Genomic DNA, 19,836 nt, shown 5'->3' with positions numbered 1-19,836 from the left:
CGGCCAGGCCCGATCGGGCCTGGCCGTCGTGCTGTCCGGGGTGCCCTCGACGAGGGCGGCCTCATGGAGCGGCGTGCGGCTCCACGGTGAGCAGGTCCTCGCAGGCCTCGATCAGGCGGGCGCGCAGCGGGGCGGCGCGGTCGGCGAAGTCGCGCTGCCTGCGCACGTACTCGGCGCGGCCCTCGGGCGTCTCCACGGCGATCGGCTCGTAGCCGAGCTCGCTGAGGTCGTACGGGCTGGCGCGCATGTCCGCCTCCCGGATCTCCACCGCGAGTTCGAAGCAGTCGGCGACGAGTTCGGCGGGCACCAGCGGGTCCAGCTTGTAGGCCCACTTGAACATGTCCATGTTGTTGTGCAGGCAGCCGGGCTGCTCCAGCGCGACCTGCTCGGCGCGGGTCGGTTGCAGCGCGTTGAGCGGCCGGGCCGGTTCGGTGAAGAAGCGGAACGCGTCGTGGTGACTGCACTTGATCGGCATCGACTCGACGACCTCATCGGTGCCCGCGTGCCCGAGCCGCAGCGGCCACGCCTCGTGGCGGACGTCGCCGGGGGAGGTGCGGTAGAGCATCGCCCACTCGTGCAAGCCGAAGCACCCGAGGTGCGGGCGCCGGGAGCGCACGGCGGTGAGCAGTCCGTGCACGAAGCGCGCCGTGTCGCGGCGCTTCGCGGTGAGCACGGCGGGATCGAGCGCGACCCCGTCGGGGGTGGCGCGGTAGCCACGGCGTTCGAGGAACTCTTCGCCGCCCTCCAACGCGACCCCGAGGCCGGGTTGCCAGCGTTCCAGCAGCGACGGCTTGTGGGAGTAGTAGGTGAACAGGAAGTCCATCACCGGGTGCTTGTGCCCGGCGCGCTGCCTGCGCCGGTGCGGTCCGGTCCAGCGTTCGACCCGCTCCTGGTGCGCGGCTCGGCGGGCCCGCCATTCCTGTTCGCCCAGCACTCGCATAGTGCCGCCAGGATAGGCGGCGGCGGGTGCGGGCGTTCCGGCGGTCCCGGGCCCGTCCGCGTCGGTGCCGGGCTTGCCGAGTCCGTCAGCCCGCCGGGGCGTCGGCGGCTCGCAGCGTCTCCAGCAGGGCCCGCAGCCGGTCCGGGATCGGGGCTTTGGTGCCTTCGGGGCTGCGGCAGGCGAAGGTCATCCGGCCGTAGGTGACGAGCTCGCCGCCCCTGGTGAACTCGAAACCGAGCGTGTACGAGGTGGCGCCGATCCGCTCGCGCACCGCCGCGCAGGCCAGTTCGTCGAACACGTGCACCGGCGCCAGGTAGGTCGCCTCGGAGCGCACGCCCACGGTGCCGGCGCCGAGTTCGGTTGCGAGCTCGGCGGAACGCAGCCCGTGGCCGTGCAGCCAGCTGCTGTAGGTGCGTTCCATCCACGGGTAGTAGATCGCGAAGTACGCGATGCCGAGGGCGTCGCAGTCCCCGTAGGACAGCCGGAACCGCTGCACGTCGTCGACCACCGTTCACCCTCCTACGTGGACCGTCGCGGTGCCGGAGAGCACCGGATCGCCGCCGAGCACGTCGAGTCCGACCTCGCAGCGGACCAGCAGCTCGCCGTCCTGTTCGGACACGTCGAGCACGGTGCCGTGCGCGCGCAGCCGATCCCCGGCGTGCACCGCGCCGAGGTGGCGCAGCCGCAGCTCCCGGACCCGGTGCGCGCCGCCCGCCCAGCGGCCGAGCAGCGAAACCACGTACGCCTGGTTCAGGGGCCCCTGGTTGATCACCCGGTCGCCGAGGCCGAGCGCGCGCACCGCCGCGACGTCGAAGTGGATCGGGTTCGCGTCCCGCATCAGCGCCGACATCGTCTTCATCTTCTCGGCGCTGACCGGGCCGACCCGGTAGTCCGGCAGCGCGTCTCCGGGGCGCACGGAGGTCATCGCCGCTCCCTCGGAAAGAGGATCGAGCTGGTGCAGGACGCGGCGAGCTCGCCGGAGGTCTCGTGCAGGTCGAGCCGGTAGCCGACCAGGTCGAACACCCCGGTCCGCGCACCGCGCTTGCGCCGCGCGGACTCGATGCGCCCGCGCACCGCGTAGGTGCCGCCGACCCGCAGCGGGCGGTGCAGCACGGTGTGGATCTCCCCGGCCATCGGGCCGTCGGACTCCCGCGCGCCGAACCACGACCAGAGCCGCTCCCAGGACACGCCCATCGCGGAGGTCGCGGCGAGGAACACGAACACGGGACTGCCCGCCTCGTCGGCCGGGTCGGCCAGCGCGCACTCGTTGACCAGCCGGACCCACCACCGCTCGAAGGTGAACTCCCCGCCGGGGAATTCGGTGCCGACGAGCTCGTCGAGCTTGGCCTCGTCGGGTACGGCAGGTGTCATATCGACCGCTCCTGATCAGCCCAGTAGGGAGCGCGGAGCTCGCGCTTGATCACTTTGCCGGTCGGCGCCTTGGGCAGGCTCGCGACGAAATCGACCGACTTCGGCTTCTGGTACGAGGGCAGGTGCCGCTTGGCGGTGGTGATGATGTCCGCCTCGGTGGCCGCGGCGTCAGGCTTGAGCACGACGACGGCTTTGACGTTCTCGCCCCACTCGTCGTCGGGCACGCCGATCACGGCGCATTCGAGCACGGCGGGGTGGGCGGCGACGGCCTCCTCGACCTGCACGCTGTAGATGTTCTCGCCGCCGGAGACGATCATGTCCTTGGCGCGGTCGACGATGTAGACGTAGCGCTGCTCGTCCCAGGTCGCGATGTCGCCGGTCCACATCCATCCGTCGCGGACGGTGCGCGCGGTCAGCTCCGGGCGGTTCCAGTACCGCGCCATGTTCGCCTCGGAGCGCACGACGATCTGCCCGGGGCTGCGCCCGTCGAGCGGGACCTCGCGCCCGCCCGGGTCGACCACGCGCAGGCGCGCGCCGAACCCTTCCCGTCCGCAGGAACGCAGCCGGTGCGGGTGCCGTCCGGCGACCGCGGCGACGTGGTCCTCCTGGGACAGGAACGCCATGCCCGGCCCCTCGGTCTGCCCGTAGCCCTGGATCAGCGAGCAGGGGAAGGCGTCCAGCGCGGCGCGCACGATCGACGAGGGCATCGGGCCGCCGCCGTACTGGATGTTGCGCAGGCTCGACAGGTCGTGCGCGGCGAATCCGGGCACCGCCATCATCCAGTTCAGCATCGTGGTGATGCCCAGGAACGCCGACACCCGCTCCTGCTCGATGATCCGCAACGCCTGCTCGGCCTCGAAGTTCACCAGCACCAGCGGGCATCCGTGCCGGAGGTAGTTCATCGCGAGCACGATCGGGATGTGGAACATCTGCCCGGTCATCAGGTAGACGTCGCCGGGCACGATCCGTTCGGCCACGGTCTGGTTCACCCCGCCCGCCTCCGCGCTGCGGTGCGTGTGCAGGGCGCCCTTGGCGCGGCCCGTGGTGCCCCCGGTGTAGAGGATGAAGAAGGGGTCGTCGCCGCCGACGTGCTCGCTGCCGTCGGGTTCGGCGTCGCTAGACGCGGCGAGCAGCTGCTCGTAGTCCGCGCCGAACTCCAGCCAGCGCGCCACGTCGCAGACCTGCTGCAGCCGCCGCACCCGCGCCGCCCACTCGGCGTCGGCCACCACGACCCGAGGCGAACCGTCGTGCACGAGCCGGACGAGCTCGTCGCCGGTGAGCCGCCAGTTCAGCGGTTGCAGCACCAGGCCGGCCCGCCCGCAGGCGAAGTACAGCTCGACGTACTCCAGCCGGTTGCGGGCCAGCACCGCCACCCGGTCACCGGGGCGCGCACCGAGCCCGAGCAGCCCGTTCGCCAGCCTGCGCACGCGCTCGTCGAGCTGCGACCAGCTCACCCGCCGCTCGTGCGGCACGTCGTGGACGGCCAGCGCGCGCGGTGTCAGCGCCGCCCACTTGGCGGGGATGAATCCCTGGTTGAGAGTCATGGCGGGCTCGCGGCGGAACTCATGGGGGAGGGGCTCCTCAGTACGGCAGGTCCAGCCGGATCCGCAGCCGGGTGAGCCGCCAGCCCTGCTCGGTGCGGTGCAGCTCGGTGAGGTAGTCGCCGGTGGTGACCGCGCGCAGCGCGCCGTCGGCGACCGCGAACAGCGTCAGGTAGCAGCGCGCCCGCGCCCGGTCGCCCTCGTGCTGGAGCACGAGGTTCGTGAGCACGTGCCTGCGCCGGTCCGATTGGGAGCGGGCCGTGGCGCGCACCATCTCGACGATCGCCTCGCGGCCGCGGAACGGACCGGCGGGCTCCTCACCGCCGACTTCCAGCGACAGCTCCGCGTCGGCGGTGAAGCACTCGGCGATCAGCTCCAGGTCGCCCTCGTCGTAGCCGAGCGCGTAGCCGGCCAGCAGGTCCTCGACCTCGGCGCGGACCTCGGCCGTCGACATCGGGACGTCCTCTCCTGGTTCGGTGGTGCCGCGTCGGTGAGTGGCCGCGCTCATTTGACGGCGGCCCCGGCGTCGACGGGGAAGGCCGCGCCGGTCACGAACCGCGCCTCGTCGCTGGCGAGGAAGGCGACCGCGTTGCTGACGTCGGACACCTCGACCCACGGGGTGGACAGCACGTTCATCGACCGCATCGTCACTTCGGCGTTCGCCGCGGTCGCTTCCGCGTCGGCCTGGCTGAGCGTCTCGTACATCGCGGGGTGCCGGATCATCGCCGTGTCCACGTTGGTCGGGTTGACCGTGTTCACCCGGATCCCGTGCGGGCCGAGCTCGTTGGCGAGGGTGCGCATCAGCCCGACGACGCCGTGCTTGGCGGCCGTGTAGTGCCCGACGGTCTGGATGCCCTTGGTCCCGGCGATGGACGCGGTGAACAGCAGGCAACCGCCCTCGCCCTGCTCGATCAGCGCGGGGATGGCGACCTTCGCGGTGTGGAACACCCCGGTCAGGTTGGTGTCGATCATCTCCTGCCACTCCTGGGCGGTGAACTCCCAGGTGCGGCCGAAGCCGACGATGCCCGCGTTGGCCACCACGACGTCGATCCTGCCCAGTTCGGCCACGCCGGCGTCGAACGCGGCCTGCAACCCGTCGAGGTCGCGGACATCGGCGACGCGGGGGACGACCCGCCTGCCGAGCTCCTCGACTTCGCGCGCGGTCTCGGCCAGGTCGAATTCGGTGGGCATCGGGTACGGCGTCGAGTCGACCTCGGCGCACCGGTCGACGGCGATGATGTCGGCGCCTTCGGCGGCCAGCCGCAGCGCGTGGCCACGTCCCTGGCCGCGGGCCGCTCCGGTGATGAAAGCGACCTTGCCCGCCATCCGATCGGCCATGCGTCCGCCTCTCCCTCGGTGTCGTCCGGAGGTCGGCATCCGATTCACGGGCCGCGCCGGGCCTGGACTTCTTGGGGAGTATGTCGAACTCGATCTTGGTGTCAAGGTGGTTGCCACCTCGGCGGGAAGCGCTCCGGACGGCGCCGGACGGCGGGTGGCGGGCCTGTTTCCTGGGCTCATGGGAGAGCGCGCACGGTATTCGCACGATTACCGAAGGTGCCCGCCTCGCTGGAATTCACGCGATCAGCCCAAGTCGTCCGCCACTCGTTCGGCCGTGTCCCCGGACGGCGGCCGCACACGCGAAAGCGCGGGCCGTCCCCGGGGAACGACCCGCGCTTCGCGGAGGACGGCGAACCGTCAGGCGGTCACGTGCGTGCCGTCCCGCACGGTGCCGACGTACTCCTCGACGAGGTCCTCCAGGGCGACGACGCCCTGCGGTGTCCCGTCCGCGTCGACCGCGGTGGCCAAGTGGCTGCGCGCCCGCCGCAGCGAGGTCAGAGCCTGGTCCAGGCGAGCCGCCACCGGCACCGTCGGGAGCCTGCGCACCCGGCTCGCCGCGACCCGCGTGGACGGCTCCGCGCCCGCCTGGTCCAGCACGTCCTTCACGTGCAGGTAGCCGAGCAGCTCACCGGACTCCGCGCGCACCGGGAAGCGGGAGAACCCGGTGCTCGACACCGCGTGCTCCACATCGCCCAGCGTCGGATCGCCCGGCAGGCTGGTGACCTGGTCCAGCGGCACCAGCACGTCGGCGACGGTGTGCTCCACCGAGGACAACGTCTGCGCGAGCCTGCGGTGCTCGGACTGCTCCAGCAGGCCTTCCCGGCGCGACTCCACCAGCAGTTCGGCCAGCTCGGAGGAGGTGTAGGCCGTGTCCAACTCGTCCTTCGGCTCCACCTTGAGCAGCTTGAGCACGCCGTTGGCCATCATGTTGAACAGCGCGATCAACGGCCGCGCCAGCTTCACGAACGCCACCAGCGCCGGCACCAGCCACAGCGCGAGGCGCTCCGGGTCGGCCAGCGCCAGGTTCTTCGGCACCATCTCGCCGACCAGCACGTGCAGCACGACCACGATCGCCAGCGCGATCGTGAAGCCCAGCGCGTGCACGACCGGTGCCGGTACCGAGAACGGCTCGATGAGTAGCTCCAGCCGGTGAGCCACGGCGGGTTCGCCGAGCCGCCCCAGCCCCAGCGAGCACAGGGTGATGCCCAGCTGGGCGCTGGTGAGCATCAGCGAACCCTCCTGGCTCGCCTTGATCACGGTGCGGGCCCGGCTCACGCCCTGGTCCAGCAGCGCCTCCAACCGGTCCCGGCGGGAGGACAGCAGCGAGAACTCAGCGCCCACGAAGAAGGCGTTGAGCAGCAGCAACAGCACTCCGAGCAGGATCGCCACGGTGTCGCTCATCGGGTCCCCCCAGTGGTGCCGGTGGAATCGGCCGCCGTGTCGGCGGCCGGGCGCTGCACCTGGCTCAGCCGCAGCTCGGCGATGCGGTGGCGGTCCATGCTCGCCACCGTGAGCCGCCACCGGCCGACCTCGACCTGATCACCGCGGGACGGGATGCGGCCCAGGCGGGCCATCACCAGTCCGGCGACGGTCTCGTACTCGCCGTCGGGCATCTCGAACCCGGTGGCCTCCTCGATCTCGTCGGCGCGCAGCAGGCCGGACACGATCCAGGTGTCCTTGGCCAGCTGGCGCACCGCCGCGGTCTCGCGCCGGTCGTGCTCGTCGCGCACGTCGCCGATGATCTCCTCGACCACGTCCTCCAGGCTCACGATGCCCGCGGTGCCGCCGTACTCGTCGACGACCAGCGCGAGCTGCAGGCCGGAGCCGCGCAACCTGTTGAGCAGCGAGTCCCCGTCGAGCGTTTCCGGCACGGTCGGCACCGGGCGGGCCAGCGAACCGACCGGGGTGGTGTCGCGCTGATCGCCGGGAACGCCGAAGGCCTGCTTGACGTGCACCACGCCCTGGACGTTGTCCAGGTCGCCGTCGTGCACGGGGAACCGGGAGAAACCGGTCCGCCGCGCCACCACCAGCAGGTCCTGGATCGACGCGTCCGAGGGCAGCGACTCCACCTTCACGCGCGGGGTCATCAGCTCGTCGGCGGAGCGGTCGCCGAAGCGCAGCGACCGGTCCATCAGCGCCGCGGTGGACTCGTCGAGCGTTCCGTGCTCGGCGCTGGAGCGCACGATCGACCCGAGCTCGTCGGGGGACCGCGCCGAGCGCAGCTCCTCCTGCGGTTCGATGCCGAAGCGGCGCACCACCCAGTTCGCGCTGTTGTTCATGCCGTCGATGAGCCAGCGGAACACCTGCGAGAAGCGCGAGTGGTACCCGGAGACGGCCCGCGCGGTCAGCAGCGGCCGGGCGATGGCGAGGTTCTTCGGCACCATCTCGCCGAACACCATCGACAGCGTGGTGGCCAGCAGGATCGCCACCACCAGCGAGATCGGCCCGGCCACCGCGTTGGGCAGGCCCACGGTCAGGAACACCGGGCGCAGCAGCTCACCGATCAGCGGCTCGGCCACGTACCCGGTGATCAGCGTTGTCAGGGTGATGGCGACCTGGGCGCCGGAGAGCTGGAACGACAGCGTGCGGTGCGCCCGTTGGACGGCCTTCGCGCGCCGGTCGCCGACGTTGCTGACGTGCGAGTCGACGGTGCTGCGTTCCAGGGAGGTCAGGGAGAATTCCGCGGCCACGGCGAGCGCGGTGCCCAAGGTGAGCACCACGACGAACAGAAGTCCGAGGACGGAGAGCACGATGGCCATCAGCGATCACCTCGCTGCGGGCCGGAGACAGTGAGCGGAAAGCCGGGACTGCTCGGTCCCGGCTCGGTACTACCTTCAGTGGACTGTGCCGTGGGCACCGAACGTGTCACTCCTCGGAAAAAAACGGAAATATGCGACCCGAGTATATCCCGAATGGAGCACCAGGACCGCACACCGTGATGCCCGCGACGCAGGGCACCACCGGTTCGGGCACCGCGCTGCGGGCATCGCGGTAGCCGCTCGGAGCGGCGTTGAGCAGTGGTTTCGGGGTTCTCGTGGAGCGTTCGGCGGCGGCCGGGTGCGGAGTGCCGAACGCGCCCTGGCGGAGATCGACACGACGCGCGTGGTGCGCTTGCCGCCCTGGTCGACGACGGGGGAGCGGCTCCCGCGTCCGCTCGATGATCATGTGAGGGGGCTCCCCCGAGTTTTCACCGTATTTCCGGGTTGTGGTTCACACCATTGGCCGAGGGCGTAACCTCTGCGCAGTTCCGCAGGCGGCCACCAGCCGCATCCAGCACCAGAGAGGTCGTGATCGTGAGTACCCCCACGGTTGCGGACGCGCCGCAGCAGGGCTTTTTCGGGCACCCGCGGGCATTGTCCACGCTGTTCTTCACCGAGATGTGGGAGCGCTTCTCCTACTACGGGATGCGCGGGATCCTCGCGCTCTACCTGTACACCGCGATCCAGGACGGCGGCCTCGGGCTGCCGGAGACGACCGCCACCTCGCTGGTCTCCGCCTACGGTGCCTCGGTCTACCTGACCGGTGTCGCCGGCGGCTGGCTCGCCGACCGCCTGCTCGGTGCCCGCAGCGCCGTGTTCTGGGGCGGCGTGCTGATCATGTTCGGGCACATCGCGATGGCGGTGCCCGGCGGGCTCACCACCACCGGGATCGGCCTGATCCTGATCATCGCCGGTACGGGTCTGCTCAAGCCGAACGTGTCCAAGATGGTCGGTGACCTCTACACCGAGCAGGACAAGCGCCGCGACTCCGGCTTCTCGATCTTCTACATGGGCATCAACCTCGGCGGCTTCGCCGGGCCGTTGATCGCCGGGCTGCTGCAGTCCGAGATCGGCTTCCACTGGGGCTTCGGCGCCGCGGCCGTCGGCATGGCGCTGGGACTAGTGCAGTACGTGGTGGGCAGGGGCAACCTCTCCAGCATCAGCCAGGTGCCCGCCAACCCGCTGCCCGCCGAGCACAAGGGCGGCGTGCTGGGGCGCGCCGGTGGCATCGCGGCGGTGTTCGTGGTGGGTCTCGTGGCGCTGGTGGGCACCGGGACGATCGGGCTCGACGGCCTGGTCAACCTGGTGACGATCATCTCGGCCGTGCTGCCGATCATCTACTTCGCGGTGATGCTCCGGAGCAAGCAGATCACCGCGGTCGAGCGCAGCAGGCTGATCGCCTACATCCCGCTGTTCCTCGCGACGGCGTTGTTCTTCCTGCTCTTCGAGCAGCAGGCGTCCACGCTGGTGATCGTCACCGACATGCAGACCACCAACGAGGTGTTCGGCTGGGAGTTCCCGGTCAGCTGGTTCCAGTCGATCAACTCGCTGACGATCATCATCCTGGCTCCGGTGTTCGCCGCGCTGTGGCTCAAGCTCGCCGACCGCCAGCCGAGCACCCCGATCAAGTTCGTCGGCGGCCTGGTGTTCGTCGGCCTCGGTTTCCTGTGGGTGGTCCTGTCCGGCTTCGTCACCAACGCCGAGGGCAAGCAGCTCGCGCTGGTCGTGGCCATGGTCTTCGTCATCATGACCATCGGTGAGCTGATGCTCTCGCCGGTGGGCCTGTCGGTGACCACGAAGCTCGCCCCGGCGGTGTTCTCCTCGCAGACGATGGGCCTGTACTTCCTGGCACCCGCGATGGGGCAGGGGATCGGGGCGCAGGTGGTCAAGCTCTACGACCCGGCGAACCAGACCCTGTACTTCGGCGTGATCGGGCTGGCCACCATCGGCTGCGGCGGTTTGCTGGCGCTGGCCGCGCCGAAGATCAAGAAGCTGATGCACGGCGTGCCGTGATCTGAGCAGGGCGACGAGCGGCGGGCGGTCCCGGAATCCGGGGCCGCCCGCCGCTTCACGTCCGGGCCGCGTCGGTGTCGCGGCCGAGCGGCGAAGCGCCCTGGTCCGGGACGCCGATCTCGGTCGCGGCGTCGTCGAGCAGGGAACGCAGCCGGTCCAGCACGGCCAGCGTCCGGTGCAGCGAGGTCGGGTCCTGCGGCAACGACTCGGCGATGTCGCGCAGGTCGTCGGCCCAGCCGCGCGCCGACTCCCGCGCGGCGCCGAAGCTCTGCTCGGCCTCGCCGGTCATCGCGTTCGCCATCTCGGCCAGCGCCCACAGCAGCTCGGCCAGCCGGGTCCTGGTGTCGTCGTCGACCATCTCCACCGCGGGCGGCAGGACCTGGGCGAGGTTGCGGGCCGCGTACGCGCAGCCGGTGAACACCGTCAACGACCGGTCCAGCGAGCTGCCCCGCGACGGCAGTCGGTAGGCGACGAGCGGACGCGCGCTGGAGAGCGCCTGGTGCAGAGCGTCGTCCACCTCGCGCACGCCTTCGCGCAGTCCGTCGTCGGGGGTGCCCGCGCTGACCGAGGTGCCCGTCGAGCGCAGCACGTCGCGCAGCCGGAGCAGGAACTCCTCGGTGTTGTCCCGCAGCAGCCGCCGGGTGCCGGTGGGCAGCACCAGCGTCGCGGCGAGCACTCCGGCGACGGCGCCGATCGCCGTCTCGGCCAGCCGCACGCCGAGCACGGTGACGTCGAACGTGCCGAGCACGCCGTAGAGGGCGCCCAGCATCGTGGTGATGAAGAACGTCATCCCGGCGTAGGAGACCCCGGCCAGGTAGAACGCCATGAACACGCAGCCGAGGATCATCGCCAGCTCGGCCGCGGAGTTCCCGGTGATGCGCGAGGCGACCAGCACCCCGGCCACCACGCCGAGCATGGTGCCCGCGGTCCGCTGCCAGGCCCGCACGACCAGTTCGCCGCGGCTGTTGGCGCTGATGAACACGACGAACGCCGTGATCACCGCCCAGTACCAGCGGTTCGGCGAGATGAGCTGGCCGAGCACGATCGCGACCGCCGCGGCGCAGGTGACCTGCACGGCGGCGCGCACCTCGGGGCGCCGCAGCCCGGTCTCCTGCTCGGTGCGGTCGTCGGTGCCGCGTTCACCGGAGTCCGCGTCGTGGTCCTCGTCCTCGTCGCCGGAGCCGGAGCCGGAGTCGCCGGAGCCGGTGTCGCGGGGACGGGGTGCGACCCGGCCGAGGTCCGCGCTCGCGGCGGTGAACTCGGCGAGCGCGGCACCCAGCCTGCGGATCGCCATCGCCAGCTCCACCGAGCCGTCCCGCCCCGGCCGGGGGCGCTCATCGGCCGCGGAGTCGTCGACGGGCCGGACGCCGTCGCGTTCGATGCGGTCGGCGAGACCGCGGGCCGCGGCCCGGACCTCCGACGCGTCGCTGCGCACCACGGCGAGCAACCCCGCCACGGCCTGCGCCACCGCGGCGCCACCGCTGGGGTGGTCGATCACCCGGATCAGCGGGTTGAGCAGGTTCTCCGCGGTCAGCTCCACGCTCAGGATCCGGCGCCGCAGCAGCTCCCGTTCGGCCTCGTCGAGCCCTTCCAGCTCGGAGACCGCGTTCTCCAGCATCCGGGCGGTCTCGTTGAGCCGCGTCGAGCGGTGCTGCAGCCGCTTGCGGTACCGGGTGGCCTCGGGGTTCTGGGCGACGTTGCGCACGTCGTGCAGCAGCCCTTGGACCTGGGCGCGCAAGGTGCGCCGGCCGCGGTCGAGGATGCCGCGCGGGTCGTCGCGCAGCAGCACGAACCGCAGCACGAACGCGCTGAGTGCGCCGCACACGGCGGCCAGCAGCAGATCGGGCAGCTGGGGCGGCTGCGGGCGCAGGAACATCGCGAAGAAGTACCCCATGAACGCGACCATGCCGCAGGCGAAGTAGCGGGGCCCGAACCGCCGGATGTAGGTCGCGACGAACACCACCGGCAGGAACAGCCCCACGTGCAGCACCGGCATGCTCGCGGTCGAGACGGCCAGCACGAGCGAGACGGCCGCGGGCAGCGGCATCAGCAGCGTCGTGCGGCGCCGCTCGCGCTCGGTCTCGTCGTTGACCGCCGTGGTCGAGTTGACCGCGACCACTGCCGCGATCATCCCGTTGGTCAGCGGGCGGTCCCACAGCGCCAGGAGCCCGAGCGTCACCACGAGCGACAGGGCCGTCGCCGCCGTCACGCGCGTGGCGTTGCGCAGGCGGCGGAGCGCAGGATCGGAGGCGAGGAAGCGGTTCCACCACTCGCTGACCATCGCGCGCGCCCGCTCCTCTCCCGGCGGTCCGGTCGGCCGCCGCCGCGACCTTACGCCCGCGCGGGTGGTGGCGACCCGCTCAACCGCGCCGCGCGGACGGCGACGTCGATCACCGGCCGCGGTGGCGGCGGACGCTCTCCTCGACGACGTCGAGCACCGGCCCGAGATCGTCGGCGGGCAGCCCCATCGCCAGGTGCGAGACGAGTCCTTCGAGGACGAGCTCCAGATAGGCCGTGAGCACGTCGACGTCCACGTCGTCGCGCAGGTTGCCGCCTTCGCGCTGCCACTGCAGCCGGGCCTTCGTGGCGGCCGTGAGCTGTTCGGAGCGCTGCGCCCAGCGCGCCCGGAACTCGGAGTCCGTGCGCAGCCGCCGGGACACCTCCAGCCGGGTGCCCAGCCATTCGGTCTCCGATTCGGACCCGCCCCCGGGCGTGCGATCGGAGAGCAGGTCGCGCATCACCTGCACCAGGCCTTGTTCGGCCACCACGTCGGCCATTCGAGCGGCATCGTCCTCGGCCAAGGCGAGGAACAACGATTCCTTGTCCTTGAAGTGGTGGAATATCGCGCCGCGGGACAATCCGGTGGCTTCTTCCAGCCTGCGAACCGTGGCGCCTTCGTATCCGTGGCGCGCGAAGCAGGTCCGGGCACCGTCGAGGATCTGACGGCGCCTGGCCTGGAGGTGATCCGGACTGACCCTGGGCATTGGATGATCGTCCCAGGTCGGCGGCGCCCAATGCAATCCGTACGTACGTATTGTTGGCAACCGTCCACCTGTTGGGGAATCATCTCGCACAGGCACTGGACTTTTCCGCACACCTGCGCGCCGATCCCGCCAATTCGAGTGATGTTCGTCCGATTCGTGTCATTCCTGCTGTTCCTTCGCGAATCGTGCCGGGCGCTCGACCGGACGGGCGCGACCAACGTCGGTCCTCGGTAGCGTCGGTTCCCCACCCAGGTGGTGATCAGCATGACCGTGTCGATCGATTCCGCGACCGCGGCGCGCCCGCCCGCCGAGGTCCCCAGCTCCCGCATCCGCACTCGCGCCGAGGCCGAGACCTACGTGGCCTCGGTCTGCTTCAAGCACGGGCCCCCGAGGCTGCTCGGCGTCGAACTCGAATGGACCGTCCACCACGCCGATGATCCGCGCAGACCGCTCGATGCCGAGACGCTGATCCGCGCGCTCGGCCCGCACGCCCCGCACTCCCTGGTCCCGGACAGCCCGCAGCGCCCGCTGCCGCACGGCTCCGCGCTCACCGTCGAACCCGGCGGCCAGGTCGAGGTCTCCAGTCTTCCGTCGCCCTCGATGCGCTCCCTGCTCGACACGGTCGCCGCCGACGCCGAGCACGTCCGGCGCAGGCTCGCCGATGCCGAACTGCTGCTGGGGGAGCACGGCACGGACCCGTGGCGCACTCCGCACCGCCTGCTGCACGTGCCGCGCTACGCGGCGATGGAATGCGCGTTCGACCGCATCGGCATCGGCGGGCGCCTCATGATGTGCAGCACCGCCGGGGTGCAGGTGTGCCTCGACGCGGGTGAACCGCACCGGGTCGCGCCGCGCTGGGCCGCGCTGCACGCGCTGGGGCCGGTGCTGATCGCCGCGTTCGCGAACTCGCCGGAGCTGTTCGGCGAGCCCACCGGATGGGCGTCGGCGCGCACCCGGTCGCTGCTGCGCACCGACATCCCGCGGATGCGCCCCGGCCCGGCGACGGCCGATCCGGCGGCGGACTGGGCGCGGCGGGTGCTCGACACCGCGCTGCTGTGCCTGCGCCGCGACGGCGCCGACTGGGGCGCGCCGGGCGGGGTGACCTTCGCCGAGTGGATCGGCGGGGCGTTGCCGGCGCCGCCGACGTTCGACGACCTCGACTACCACCTGACCACGATGTTCCCGCCGGTGCGACCGCGCGGTTACCTGGAGGTGCGGTACCTCGACGCGCAGTTCGGCGACGGGTGGATGCTGCCCGCCGCGGCGCTGATCGCGCTGTTCCACGACGAGTCCACCGTGGACGAGGTGCTGGAGCTGGCCGCCCCGGTGACCGGCAGGTGGGTCGACGCGGCACGCCGCGGGCTGGCCGACCCGGTGCTGGCGCGGACCGCGACCGCGGTCGTGGAGCTCGCCTGTCGATGTCTCGACGACCTGGGCGAAGCACCGGAACTGGTGGGCCCGCTGGCCGATGCGGTGGCCCGGCGGCTCGCCGACGCCCGCTGATCGACGCGTGCAGTCCCGCGCGTCGGGGCAGGGGCGACGACTCCCCGAGCGCGCTCGTTTCCCGCGAACTTGGAGGTGACCCGGTGAGCACCAGGTCGAAGGCACACACCGATCCCGAGACGGACACCGCGCCGGAGGTCAGCCGCGGCGACCTCGCCGAACTCGGCGTCGAACGGCTGCGCTCGCGCGTGGCCGGCGAACTGATCCGCACCCGCGAACGCAGCGCCGCGCTCACCGAGAGCGTCGACGACGACGACCTCACGCGCCAGCACTCGCCGCTGATGTCGCCGCTGGTGTGGGACCTCGCGCACATCGGCAGCCAGGAGGAGCTCTGGCTGGTGCGCGACGTCGGCGGTGCCGAGGCGATCCGCCCCGACATCGACGACCTCTACGACGCCTTCCAGCACCCGCGCCGCGACCGGCCGCAGTTGCCGCTGCTCGGGCCGGCCGAAGCCCGCTCCTACGTGGGCACCGTGCGGCAGAAGGTGTTGGACCTGCTCGACCGCGCCCCGCTGGAGGGCAGGCGGCTGGTGGAGCAGGCGTTCGCGTTCGGCATGATCGTGCAGCACGAGCAGCAGCACGACGAGACGATGCTGGCCACCCACCAGCTGCGCGACGGACCGCCGGTGCTGACGGCCGAGCCGCCGCCCGCCGCCTCCGGAGACCTGGCGGCGGAAGTCCTCGTGCCCGGCGGCCCGTTCACGATGGGCACCTCCACCGAGCCGTGGGCGCTGGACAACGAGCGCCCCGCTCACCAGGTGCACGTCGCGGACTTCCTCATCGACACCACGCCCGTCACCAACGGCGCCTACCGGCGCTTCGTCGACGGCGGCGGCTACGACTCGCCCCAGTGGTGGAGCGACGCGGGCTGGGCCTACCGGCAGCACGCGGGACTCGGCGCACCCCGGTTCTGGCGGCGCGACGGCGCTAGCTGGCTGCGGCGGCGTTTCGGGCACGTCGAACCGCTGCCCGACGACGAACCCGTGCTGCACGTCAGCTTCCACGAGGCCGAGGCGTACGCGCGGTGGGCGGGCAAGCGGCTGCCCACCGAGCAGGAGTGGGAGAAGGCCGCCCGCCACGACCCGAGCACCGGCCGGTCGCTGCGCTACCCGTGGGGCGACGAGGATCCGGGGCCGGAGCACGCGAACCTCGGCCAGCGGCACCTGCAGCCCGCACCGGCCGGGGCGTACCCGCGCGGCGCCGCCCCGTGCGGAGCGCGGCAGCTCATCGGGGACGTGTGGGAGTGGACGTCCTCGGACTTCCTGCCGTACCCGGGGTTCGGCGCGTTCCCGTACCGGGAGTACTCGGAGGTGTTCTTCGGCCCCGAGCACAAGGTGCTGCGCGGCGGTTCGTTCGGCACCGACGCGGCGGCCTGCCGGGGCAGCTTCCGCAACTGGGACCTGCCGATCCGGCGGCAGATCTTCGCCGGGTTCCGCTGCGCGCGCACACCGCGTCCGGGCGAGCTCGGCTGACCCGGCATGTGCAGGCACCTGGGCTATCTCGGGCCGCCGGTCCCGCTGGCGGAGCTGTTGCTGGACCCGGCGCATTCGCTGCTGGAGCAGACCTGGTCGCCGCGGGACATGCGCGGCGGCGGGACCGTCAACGTCGACGGGTTCGGCGTCGGCTGGTACGAGGACGACGGCGAACCCGCCCGCTACCGCGCCGCGGTTCCGATGTGGACGGACACCGCCTTCGCCGGGCTCGCCCGCAGGCAGCGCGCGGGCGCGGTGCTGGCGGCGGTGCGCTCGGCGACGGTCGGCATGCCGGTGATCGAGACGGCCTGCGCCCCCTTCGCCGACGGGCGCTGGTCGTTCAGCCACAACGGGGTCGTGGCGGGCTGGCCCGAGTCGTTGGCGAAGGCGGCCGGTGACCTCGACGTGGTCGACCTGATGACCTTGGAGGCCCCGACGGATTCCGCGGTGCTGTGGGCGCTGCTGCGCCATCGGCTGCGGCGCGGCGCGGACCCGGCCGAGGCGGTGCGCGAGGTGCTGGGGCAGGTGGTGCGGACCAGGCCGGAGTCCCGGATGAACCTGCTGCTCACCGACGGCACCACGCTCATCGCCACCACGTGGGGCCACGCGCTGTCCGTGCGGCGCGGCGAGGGCTCGGTGACGGTGTCGTCCGAACCGTTCGGCGACGACGAGCAGTGGACGGCGGTGCCCGACCGCAGCCTCGTCGTCGCCGACTCCCGCGACGTGCGTGTTCAGCCAGTGGACGAGGGGGAACTACCGTGAGCGAGCCCGAACTGATCGTGCACTTCACCGAGGCCGACGCGGCGCGCGACCTGCGCGCCGACGCCCGCGCGGGCCTGACCGACCGGCCGAAGTGGCTGACGCCGAAGTGGCTCTACGACGCGGCGGGCAGCGAACTGTTCGAGCGGATCACCGCACTGCCGGAGTACTACCAGACCCGCGCCGAGCACAACATCCTCACCCGGCACGCCGTGGAGATCGCCGAGATCACCGGTGCCGGGACGCTGGTCGAACTCGGATCGGGTTCGTCGGAGAAGACCCGGTTGCTGCTGGACGCGTTGCGCAAGACCTCGACGTTGCGGGAGTTCGTGCCGCTGGACGTCTCGGAGTCGGCGTTGCGCCAGGCCGTCACCGCGATCGCCGTGGACTACCCGGAGTTGCGGGTCCGCGGCATCGTCGGCGACTTCACCACCGAGCTCGCCGCCGTGCCCGCCGGTCAGGGCCGGTTGGTGGCGTTCCTCGGCGGCACCATCGGCAACTTCCTGCCCGCCGAGCGCGCCCGGTTCCTCGCGGCGGTGCGGTCCTCGCTGCGGCCGGGGGAGTGGCTGCTGCTGGGTACCGACCTGGTGAAGGACCCGCGGCGGCTGGTGCAGGCCTACGACGATGCGCAGGGCGTGACCGCCGAGTTCGACCGCAACGTGCTGCGGGTGCTCAACCGGGAACTGGACGCGGAGTTCGACGCGGACGCCTTCGAGCACGTGGCGCGGTGGAACGCGGAGCAGGAGTGGATCGAGATGCGGCTGCGCGCGAGCCGCGCGATGCGGGTCCCGGTCGCGGGGCTCGGGCTCACCGTCGAACTGGAGCGGGGGGAGGAGATCCGCACCGAGATCTCGGCGAAGTTCCGCCGCGAGCGCGTCGCCGGGGAACTGGCCGACGCCGGTTTCGAGCTCAGCCGCTGGTGGCTGGACGAAGGCGGCGACTTCGCGCTGTCACTGGCCACGGCGATCTGAGCTCGTCCCGCGCTCGGGACCGGGCCGCTTCGCCGCCGCCACGAGCGCGCGCCCACCGGAACGGGCGACCGGAGCCGGGCGTGAGCGGCCTGGACCACCGCGCTCGGGACCAGGTGTGACAGGGTTGCGGGCGTGAATCCGATGATCAAGGTGGCGCAGCACCTGGGCAGGCAGCAGTGGTTCGCGTCGGTGGGCAAGAAGCTGGTGCCCGCCGACCTGGCGGTGCAGCGGCGCACCGGCGGCCGGGTGAGCCTGGCGCGGCTCGGCGGGTTGACGTCGCTGGTGCTGACCAGCACCGGGCGCAAGAGCGGCCGGCCGCGCTCGGTGCCGCTGATGTACGTCCCGCACGGCGCGGAGCACATCGTGATCGGCTCGAACTGGGGTCAGTCCACGCACCCCGGCTGGTCGGCGAACCTGCTCGCGCACCCCGAGGCCGAGGTGGACCTCGTGTCCCGGCGGGTGCCGGTGCGGGCGCGGCTGGTCACCGGTGCAGAGCGGGACCGGCTGTGGCGCGAGGTGATCATCCCGACCTGGCCCGCCTACGACGACTACGCCCGCCGCGCGGGAGGCCGCGAACTGCGCGTCTTCGTGCTGACCCCGCGCTGACGGGCGCTCACTTGAGCTCGCCGACGAGGATCGACCAGCCGATGGAACCGCGTTCGCGGGTCAGGTAGTCGTTGCGGAAGCGGCGCGAATCGGCGAGCACCGTGTGCCGGTCCGGGTGGTCGGGGTTGCGCTTGACCCAGCTGTGGACGTTCTTCCAATGCCCGGATTCGTAGCGGTCCCAGTCGTCGACCGACGCGGACACGAGGCCCGTCACCTCGACGCCGAACTCCTCGGCGATGTGCACGAGCTCGATCAGCGACGGCAGGTCCTCGGTGGAGGAGCCGTCGACGGAGTGCACGTCACCGATCGCGATGCGGCCCCGTTCGACGAGCGTGGCGACCATCCATTCGAGGGCGGCCCGGTACCCGCCGAGCGCGAAGCTCGCGCCCAGGCACGTCGCGACCGTGTACGTGCCGGGTTCGAAGTCCAGTGCCGGGCCCGCCACGTGGCGCACCCGGTCGGTCAACCCGGCGCCGTCCGCACGTTTGCGGGCCGCGGCCACGAACTCGTCGTTGATCTCCAGTCCGACCACTTCCGCGCCCATCGCGGCCAGTTCGGCCGCCCACCAGCCGCGCCCGGATCCGACGTCGAGCACCTGATCACCGGCACCGATCTCCAAGTGCTCGGCGACCTCGCGGAGTTTCGCCGGGCTGCTCGGATTCTGGATGTCGTGGGTGGATTCGACGATGGAGAAGTAGTCGATGTCGCTCATCGGCGGCCAGGGTAGCGGACCTCCCGGAGGGGGCTCGGAGCGAATCGGCGACCACCGGGCCCGAGAACCGCCGGGATGGATCTTTAGCGCGTTCCGCGGACTGGAGAAGAGTCGCGGCGAGCGCGTTTCCGACCGGGAGGAGAGCCGATGCCCCGCGTGCGCCGATCCCGTTGCGCCGCACGGCGCCCGAACCTGGCCGATCCCCCGGACCGGCACGTGCGGGGCGAGTGCCCGGCGGGCGGTGACCACGTCCTGATCCCGGAGCAGGGCGGCGGCCTGGTGTGCGTCAAGTGCAACCAGACCCGCAGACCGGGCGGTGCGGTCACGCCCGTCCCGGCGCGGGCAGCCCGACCAGGCAGCGCAGGCACGGCATGCCCGCGGGGCCGTGCGAGACCTCCGCGGACTCGGCGGGGATGAGCTCACCGCACGCCGTGAGCCACTGCGCGACCTCCTCCGGGGGCTGCGCGGTCTGCGCGAGGTGCGCCTGCCTGCGCGACTCGGCGACGACACCGGGTGCGTAGCGCACCGCCACGATGCGTTCGGCGGGCGCCGGTAGCCGATCGTCGGGGGGCGCGTTCTCCGATGCGTCGGGCAAGCCGGTTCACCTCCGGGAGTGGGACGCGCCCGCCCGCACAACGTGACGCGGGGTAGGCGAAACCGCTACCTGACCAGGGTAACGATCGCGGGAGGAGGCCGGAAGTCTCCGGCCGAACGGCGCATTTTCGGTGCGCACAGTGATGATTCGGCAAAATCTCCGTCGGTCGGGCGGGGAATTCGGCGGAATGGAGCATCAGCGGAGATCCGGCGTTGAGCGCTCGGCGCACGGCTGAACGGAGCAGCTCCCGATAGCCTGACCGGCGGCCATCG

General features: G+C 71.8%; 19 protein-coding genes. 6 read left to right on the top strand and 13 right to left on the bottom strand.

From position 1 onward, the window contains the following. Positions 1–61: 61 nt before the first annotated feature. The 9 genes from ACWD38_RS01400 to ACWD38_RS01360 form a co-directional block, all read right to left on the bottom strand. Positions 62–940, bottom strand: a complete 879-nt coding sequence (locus ACWD38_RS01400; RefSeq protein WP_184479386.1) for a 3-methyladenine DNA glycosylase — start codon at positions 938–940, stop codon at positions 62–64. A gap of 85 nt (positions 941–1,025) precedes the next feature. Then, positions 1,026–1,448, bottom strand: coding sequence for a thioesterase family protein (locus ACWD38_RS01395; protein WP_221315818.1), 423 nt, complete (start codon positions 1,446–1,448; stop codon positions 1,026–1,028). Between the two features lie 3 nt (positions 1,449–1,451). Beyond that, on the bottom strand, positions 1,452–1,865 hold the full coding sequence (locus ACWD38_RS01390) for a MaoC family dehydratase (protein WP_221315817.1): 414 nt from the start codon (positions 1,863–1,865) through the stop codon (positions 1,452–1,454). Further along, complete coding sequence (locus ACWD38_RS01385) at positions 1,862–2,311, bottom strand: hypothetical protein (RefSeq protein ID WP_184479385.1); 450 nt, start codon at positions 2,309–2,311, stop codon at positions 1,862–1,864. Before ACWD38_RS01385 ends, ACWD38_RS01390 begins: the two co-directional genes overlap by 4 nt. Next, positions 2,308–3,855 (bottom strand): AMP-binding protein, encoded by a 1,548-nt coding sequence (locus ACWD38_RS01380; protein ID WP_184479384.1) that lies wholly within the window; start codon positions 3,853–3,855, stop codon positions 2,308–2,310. The genes ACWD38_RS01385 and ACWD38_RS01380 overlap by 4 nt, the downstream gene beginning before the upstream one ends. 37 nt (positions 3,856–3,892) lie before the next feature. Next, positions 3,893–4,306 carry a nuclear transport factor 2 family protein gene (locus ACWD38_RS01375; RefSeq protein WP_450123078.1) on the bottom strand — a complete coding sequence of 138 codons (414 nt, stop codon included), beginning with the start codon at positions 4,304–4,306 and terminating at the stop codon, positions 3,893–3,895. A gap of 50 nt (positions 4,307–4,356) precedes the next feature. Then, positions 4,357–5,190 (bottom strand): mycofactocin-coupled SDR family oxidoreductase, encoded by an 834-nt coding sequence (locus ACWD38_RS01370; protein WP_184479382.1) that lies wholly within the window; start codon positions 5,188–5,190, stop codon positions 4,357–4,359. A 357-nt stretch (positions 5,191–5,547) separates the two neighbouring features. Beyond that, entirely contained in the window at positions 5,548–6,591 is a 1,044-nt protein-coding gene (locus ACWD38_RS01365) for a hemolysin family protein (protein ID WP_184479381.1), read from the bottom strand. Further along, positions 6,588–7,949: a hemolysin family protein gene (locus tag ACWD38_RS01360; RefSeq protein ID WP_450123077.1), complete on the bottom strand. Its 1,362-nt coding sequence runs from the start codon at positions 7,947–7,949 to the stop codon at positions 6,588–6,590. The genes ACWD38_RS01365 and ACWD38_RS01360 overlap by 4 nt, the downstream gene beginning before the upstream one ends. A 534-nt stretch (positions 7,950–8,483) precedes the next feature. Here ACWD38_RS01360 and ACWD38_RS01355 point away from each other — a divergent pair. Further along, entirely contained in the window at positions 8,484–9,962 is a 1,479-nt protein-coding gene (locus ACWD38_RS01355) for a peptide MFS transporter (protein ID WP_450123076.1), read from the top strand. 55 nt (positions 9,963–10,017) lie between these two features. Here ACWD38_RS01355 and ACWD38_RS01350 read toward each other — a convergent pair whose 3' ends face one another. Together ACWD38_RS01350 and ACWD38_RS01345 are read right to left on the bottom strand one after the other, a co-directional pair. Next, complete coding sequence (locus ACWD38_RS01350; RefSeq protein ID WP_450123075.1) at positions 10,018–12,243, bottom strand: FUSC family protein; 2,226 nt, start codon at positions 12,241–12,243, stop codon at positions 10,018–10,020. Positions 12,244–12,352: 109 nt separating this feature from the next. Further along, on the bottom strand, positions 12,353–12,946 hold the full coding sequence (locus ACWD38_RS01345; RefSeq protein ID WP_184479377.1) for a TetR/AcrR family transcriptional regulator: 594 nt from the start codon (positions 12,944–12,946) through the stop codon (positions 12,353–12,355). A gap of 264 nt (positions 12,947–13,210) precedes the next feature. Between ACWD38_RS01345 and egtA the strand changes: the two genes are divergently transcribed. From egtA to ACWD38_RS01320, 5 genes are all read left to right on the top strand, one after another. After that, positions 13,211–14,449, top strand: coding sequence for an ergothioneine biosynthesis glutamate--cysteine ligase EgtA (egtA, locus tag ACWD38_RS01340; protein WP_184479376.1), 1,239 nt, complete (start codon positions 13,211–13,213; stop codon positions 14,447–14,449). Between the two features lie 83 nt (positions 14,450–14,532). Next, positions 14,533–15,921, top strand: coding sequence for an ergothioneine biosynthesis protein EgtB (gene egtB / locus ACWD38_RS01335; RefSeq protein WP_184479375.1), 1,389 nt, complete (start codon positions 14,533–14,535; stop codon positions 15,919–15,921). A gap of 6 nt (positions 15,922–15,927) precedes the next feature. Continuing rightward, positions 15,928–16,683 carry an ergothioneine biosynthesis protein EgtC gene (egtC, locus tag ACWD38_RS01330; RefSeq protein ID WP_184479374.1) on the top strand — a complete coding sequence of 252 codons (756 nt, stop codon included), beginning with the start codon at positions 15,928–15,930 and terminating at the stop codon, positions 16,681–16,683. Next, entirely contained in the window at positions 16,680–17,651 is a 972-nt protein-coding gene (gene egtD / locus ACWD38_RS01325) for an L-histidine N(alpha)-methyltransferase (protein ID WP_184479373.1), read from the top strand. Before egtC ends, egtD begins: the two co-directional genes overlap by 4 nt. Before the next feature lie 141 nt (positions 17,652–17,792). After that, positions 17,793–18,257 (top strand): nitroreductase family deazaflavin-dependent oxidoreductase, encoded by a 465-nt coding sequence (locus ACWD38_RS01320; protein ID WP_221316475.1) that lies wholly within the window; start codon positions 17,793–17,795, stop codon positions 18,255–18,257. Between the two features lie 7 nt (positions 18,258–18,264). Here the strand turns inward: ACWD38_RS01320 and ACWD38_RS01315 are convergent, their stop codons facing one another. Continuing rightward, positions 18,265–18,969, bottom strand: a complete 705-nt coding sequence (locus ACWD38_RS01315) for an SAM-dependent methyltransferase (protein WP_450123074.1) — start codon at positions 18,967–18,969, stop codon at positions 18,265–18,267. Between the two features lie 322 nt (positions 18,970–19,291). After that, complete coding sequence (locus tag ACWD38_RS01310) at positions 19,292–19,564, bottom strand: hypothetical protein (RefSeq protein WP_221315815.1); 273 nt, start codon at positions 19,562–19,564, stop codon at positions 19,292–19,294. Between the last annotated feature and the right edge of the window lie 272 nt (positions 19,565–19,836).

This window comes from Saccharopolyspora sp. NPDC002578, assembly GCF_053592695.1.
Note: the sequence above shows the minus strand (reverse complement) of the source record. Positions and strands in the feature narration are given on the sequence as shown.

What these genes read in the sequence shown, in the direction of transcription:
- ACWD38_RS01400 (WP_184479386.1), bottom strand. Translation starts at nt 940, where the DNA reads ATGCGAGTGCTGGGCGAACAGGAATGGCGGGCCCGCCGAGCCGCGCAC.
- ACWD38_RS01390 (WP_221315817.1), bottom strand. Translation starts at nt 1,865, where the DNA reads ATGACCTCCGTGCGCCCCGGAGACGCGCTGCCGGACTACCGGGTCGGC.
- ACWD38_RS01385 (WP_184479385.1), bottom strand. Translation starts at nt 2,311, where the DNA reads ATGACACCTGCCGTACCCGACGAGGCCAAGCTCGACGAGCTCGTCGGC.
- ACWD38_RS01380 (WP_184479384.1), bottom strand. Translation starts at nt 3,855, where the DNA reads ATGACTCTCAACCAGGGATTCATCCCCGCCAAGTGGGCGGCGCTGACA.
- ACWD38_RS01375 (WP_450123078.1), bottom strand. Translation starts at nt 4,306, where the DNA reads ATGTCGACGGCCGAGGTCCGCGCCGAGGTCGAGGACCTGCTGGCCGGC.
- ACWD38_RS01370 (WP_184479382.1), bottom strand. Translation starts at nt 5,190, where the DNA reads ATGGCCGATCGGATGGCGGGCAAGGTCGCTTTCATCACCGGAGCGGCC.
- ACWD38_RS01365 (WP_184479381.1), bottom strand. Translation starts at nt 6,591, where the DNA reads ATGAGCGACACCGTGGCGATCCTGCTCGGAGTGCTGTTGCTGCTGCTC.
- ACWD38_RS01360 (WP_450123077.1), bottom strand. Translation starts at nt 7,949, where the DNA reads ATGGCCATCGTGCTCTCCGTCCTCGGACTTCTGTTCGTCGTGGTGCTC.
- ACWD38_RS01350 (WP_450123075.1), bottom strand. Translation starts at nt 12,243, where the DNA reads ATGGTCAGCGAGTGGTGGAACCGCTTCCTCGCCTCCGATCCTGCGCTC.
- ACWD38_RS01345 (WP_184479377.1), bottom strand. Translation starts at nt 12,946, where the DNA reads ATGCCCAGGGTCAGTCCGGATCACCTCCAGGCCAGGCGCCGTCAGATC.
- egtA (WP_184479376.1), top strand. Translation starts at nt 13,211, where the DNA reads ATGACCGTGTCGATCGATTCCGCGACCGCGGCGCGCCCGCCCGCCGAG.
- egtC (WP_184479374.1), top strand. Translation starts at nt 15,928, where the DNA reads ATGTGCAGGCACCTGGGCTATCTCGGGCCGCCGGTCCCGCTGGCGGAG.
- ACWD38_RS01320 (WP_221316475.1), top strand. Translation starts at nt 17,793, where the DNA reads ATGATCAAGGTGGCGCAGCACCTGGGCAGGCAGCAGTGGTTCGCGTCG.
- ACWD38_RS01315 (WP_450123074.1), bottom strand. Translation starts at nt 18,969, where the DNA reads ATGAGCGACATCGACTACTTCTCCATCGTCGAATCCACCCACGACATC.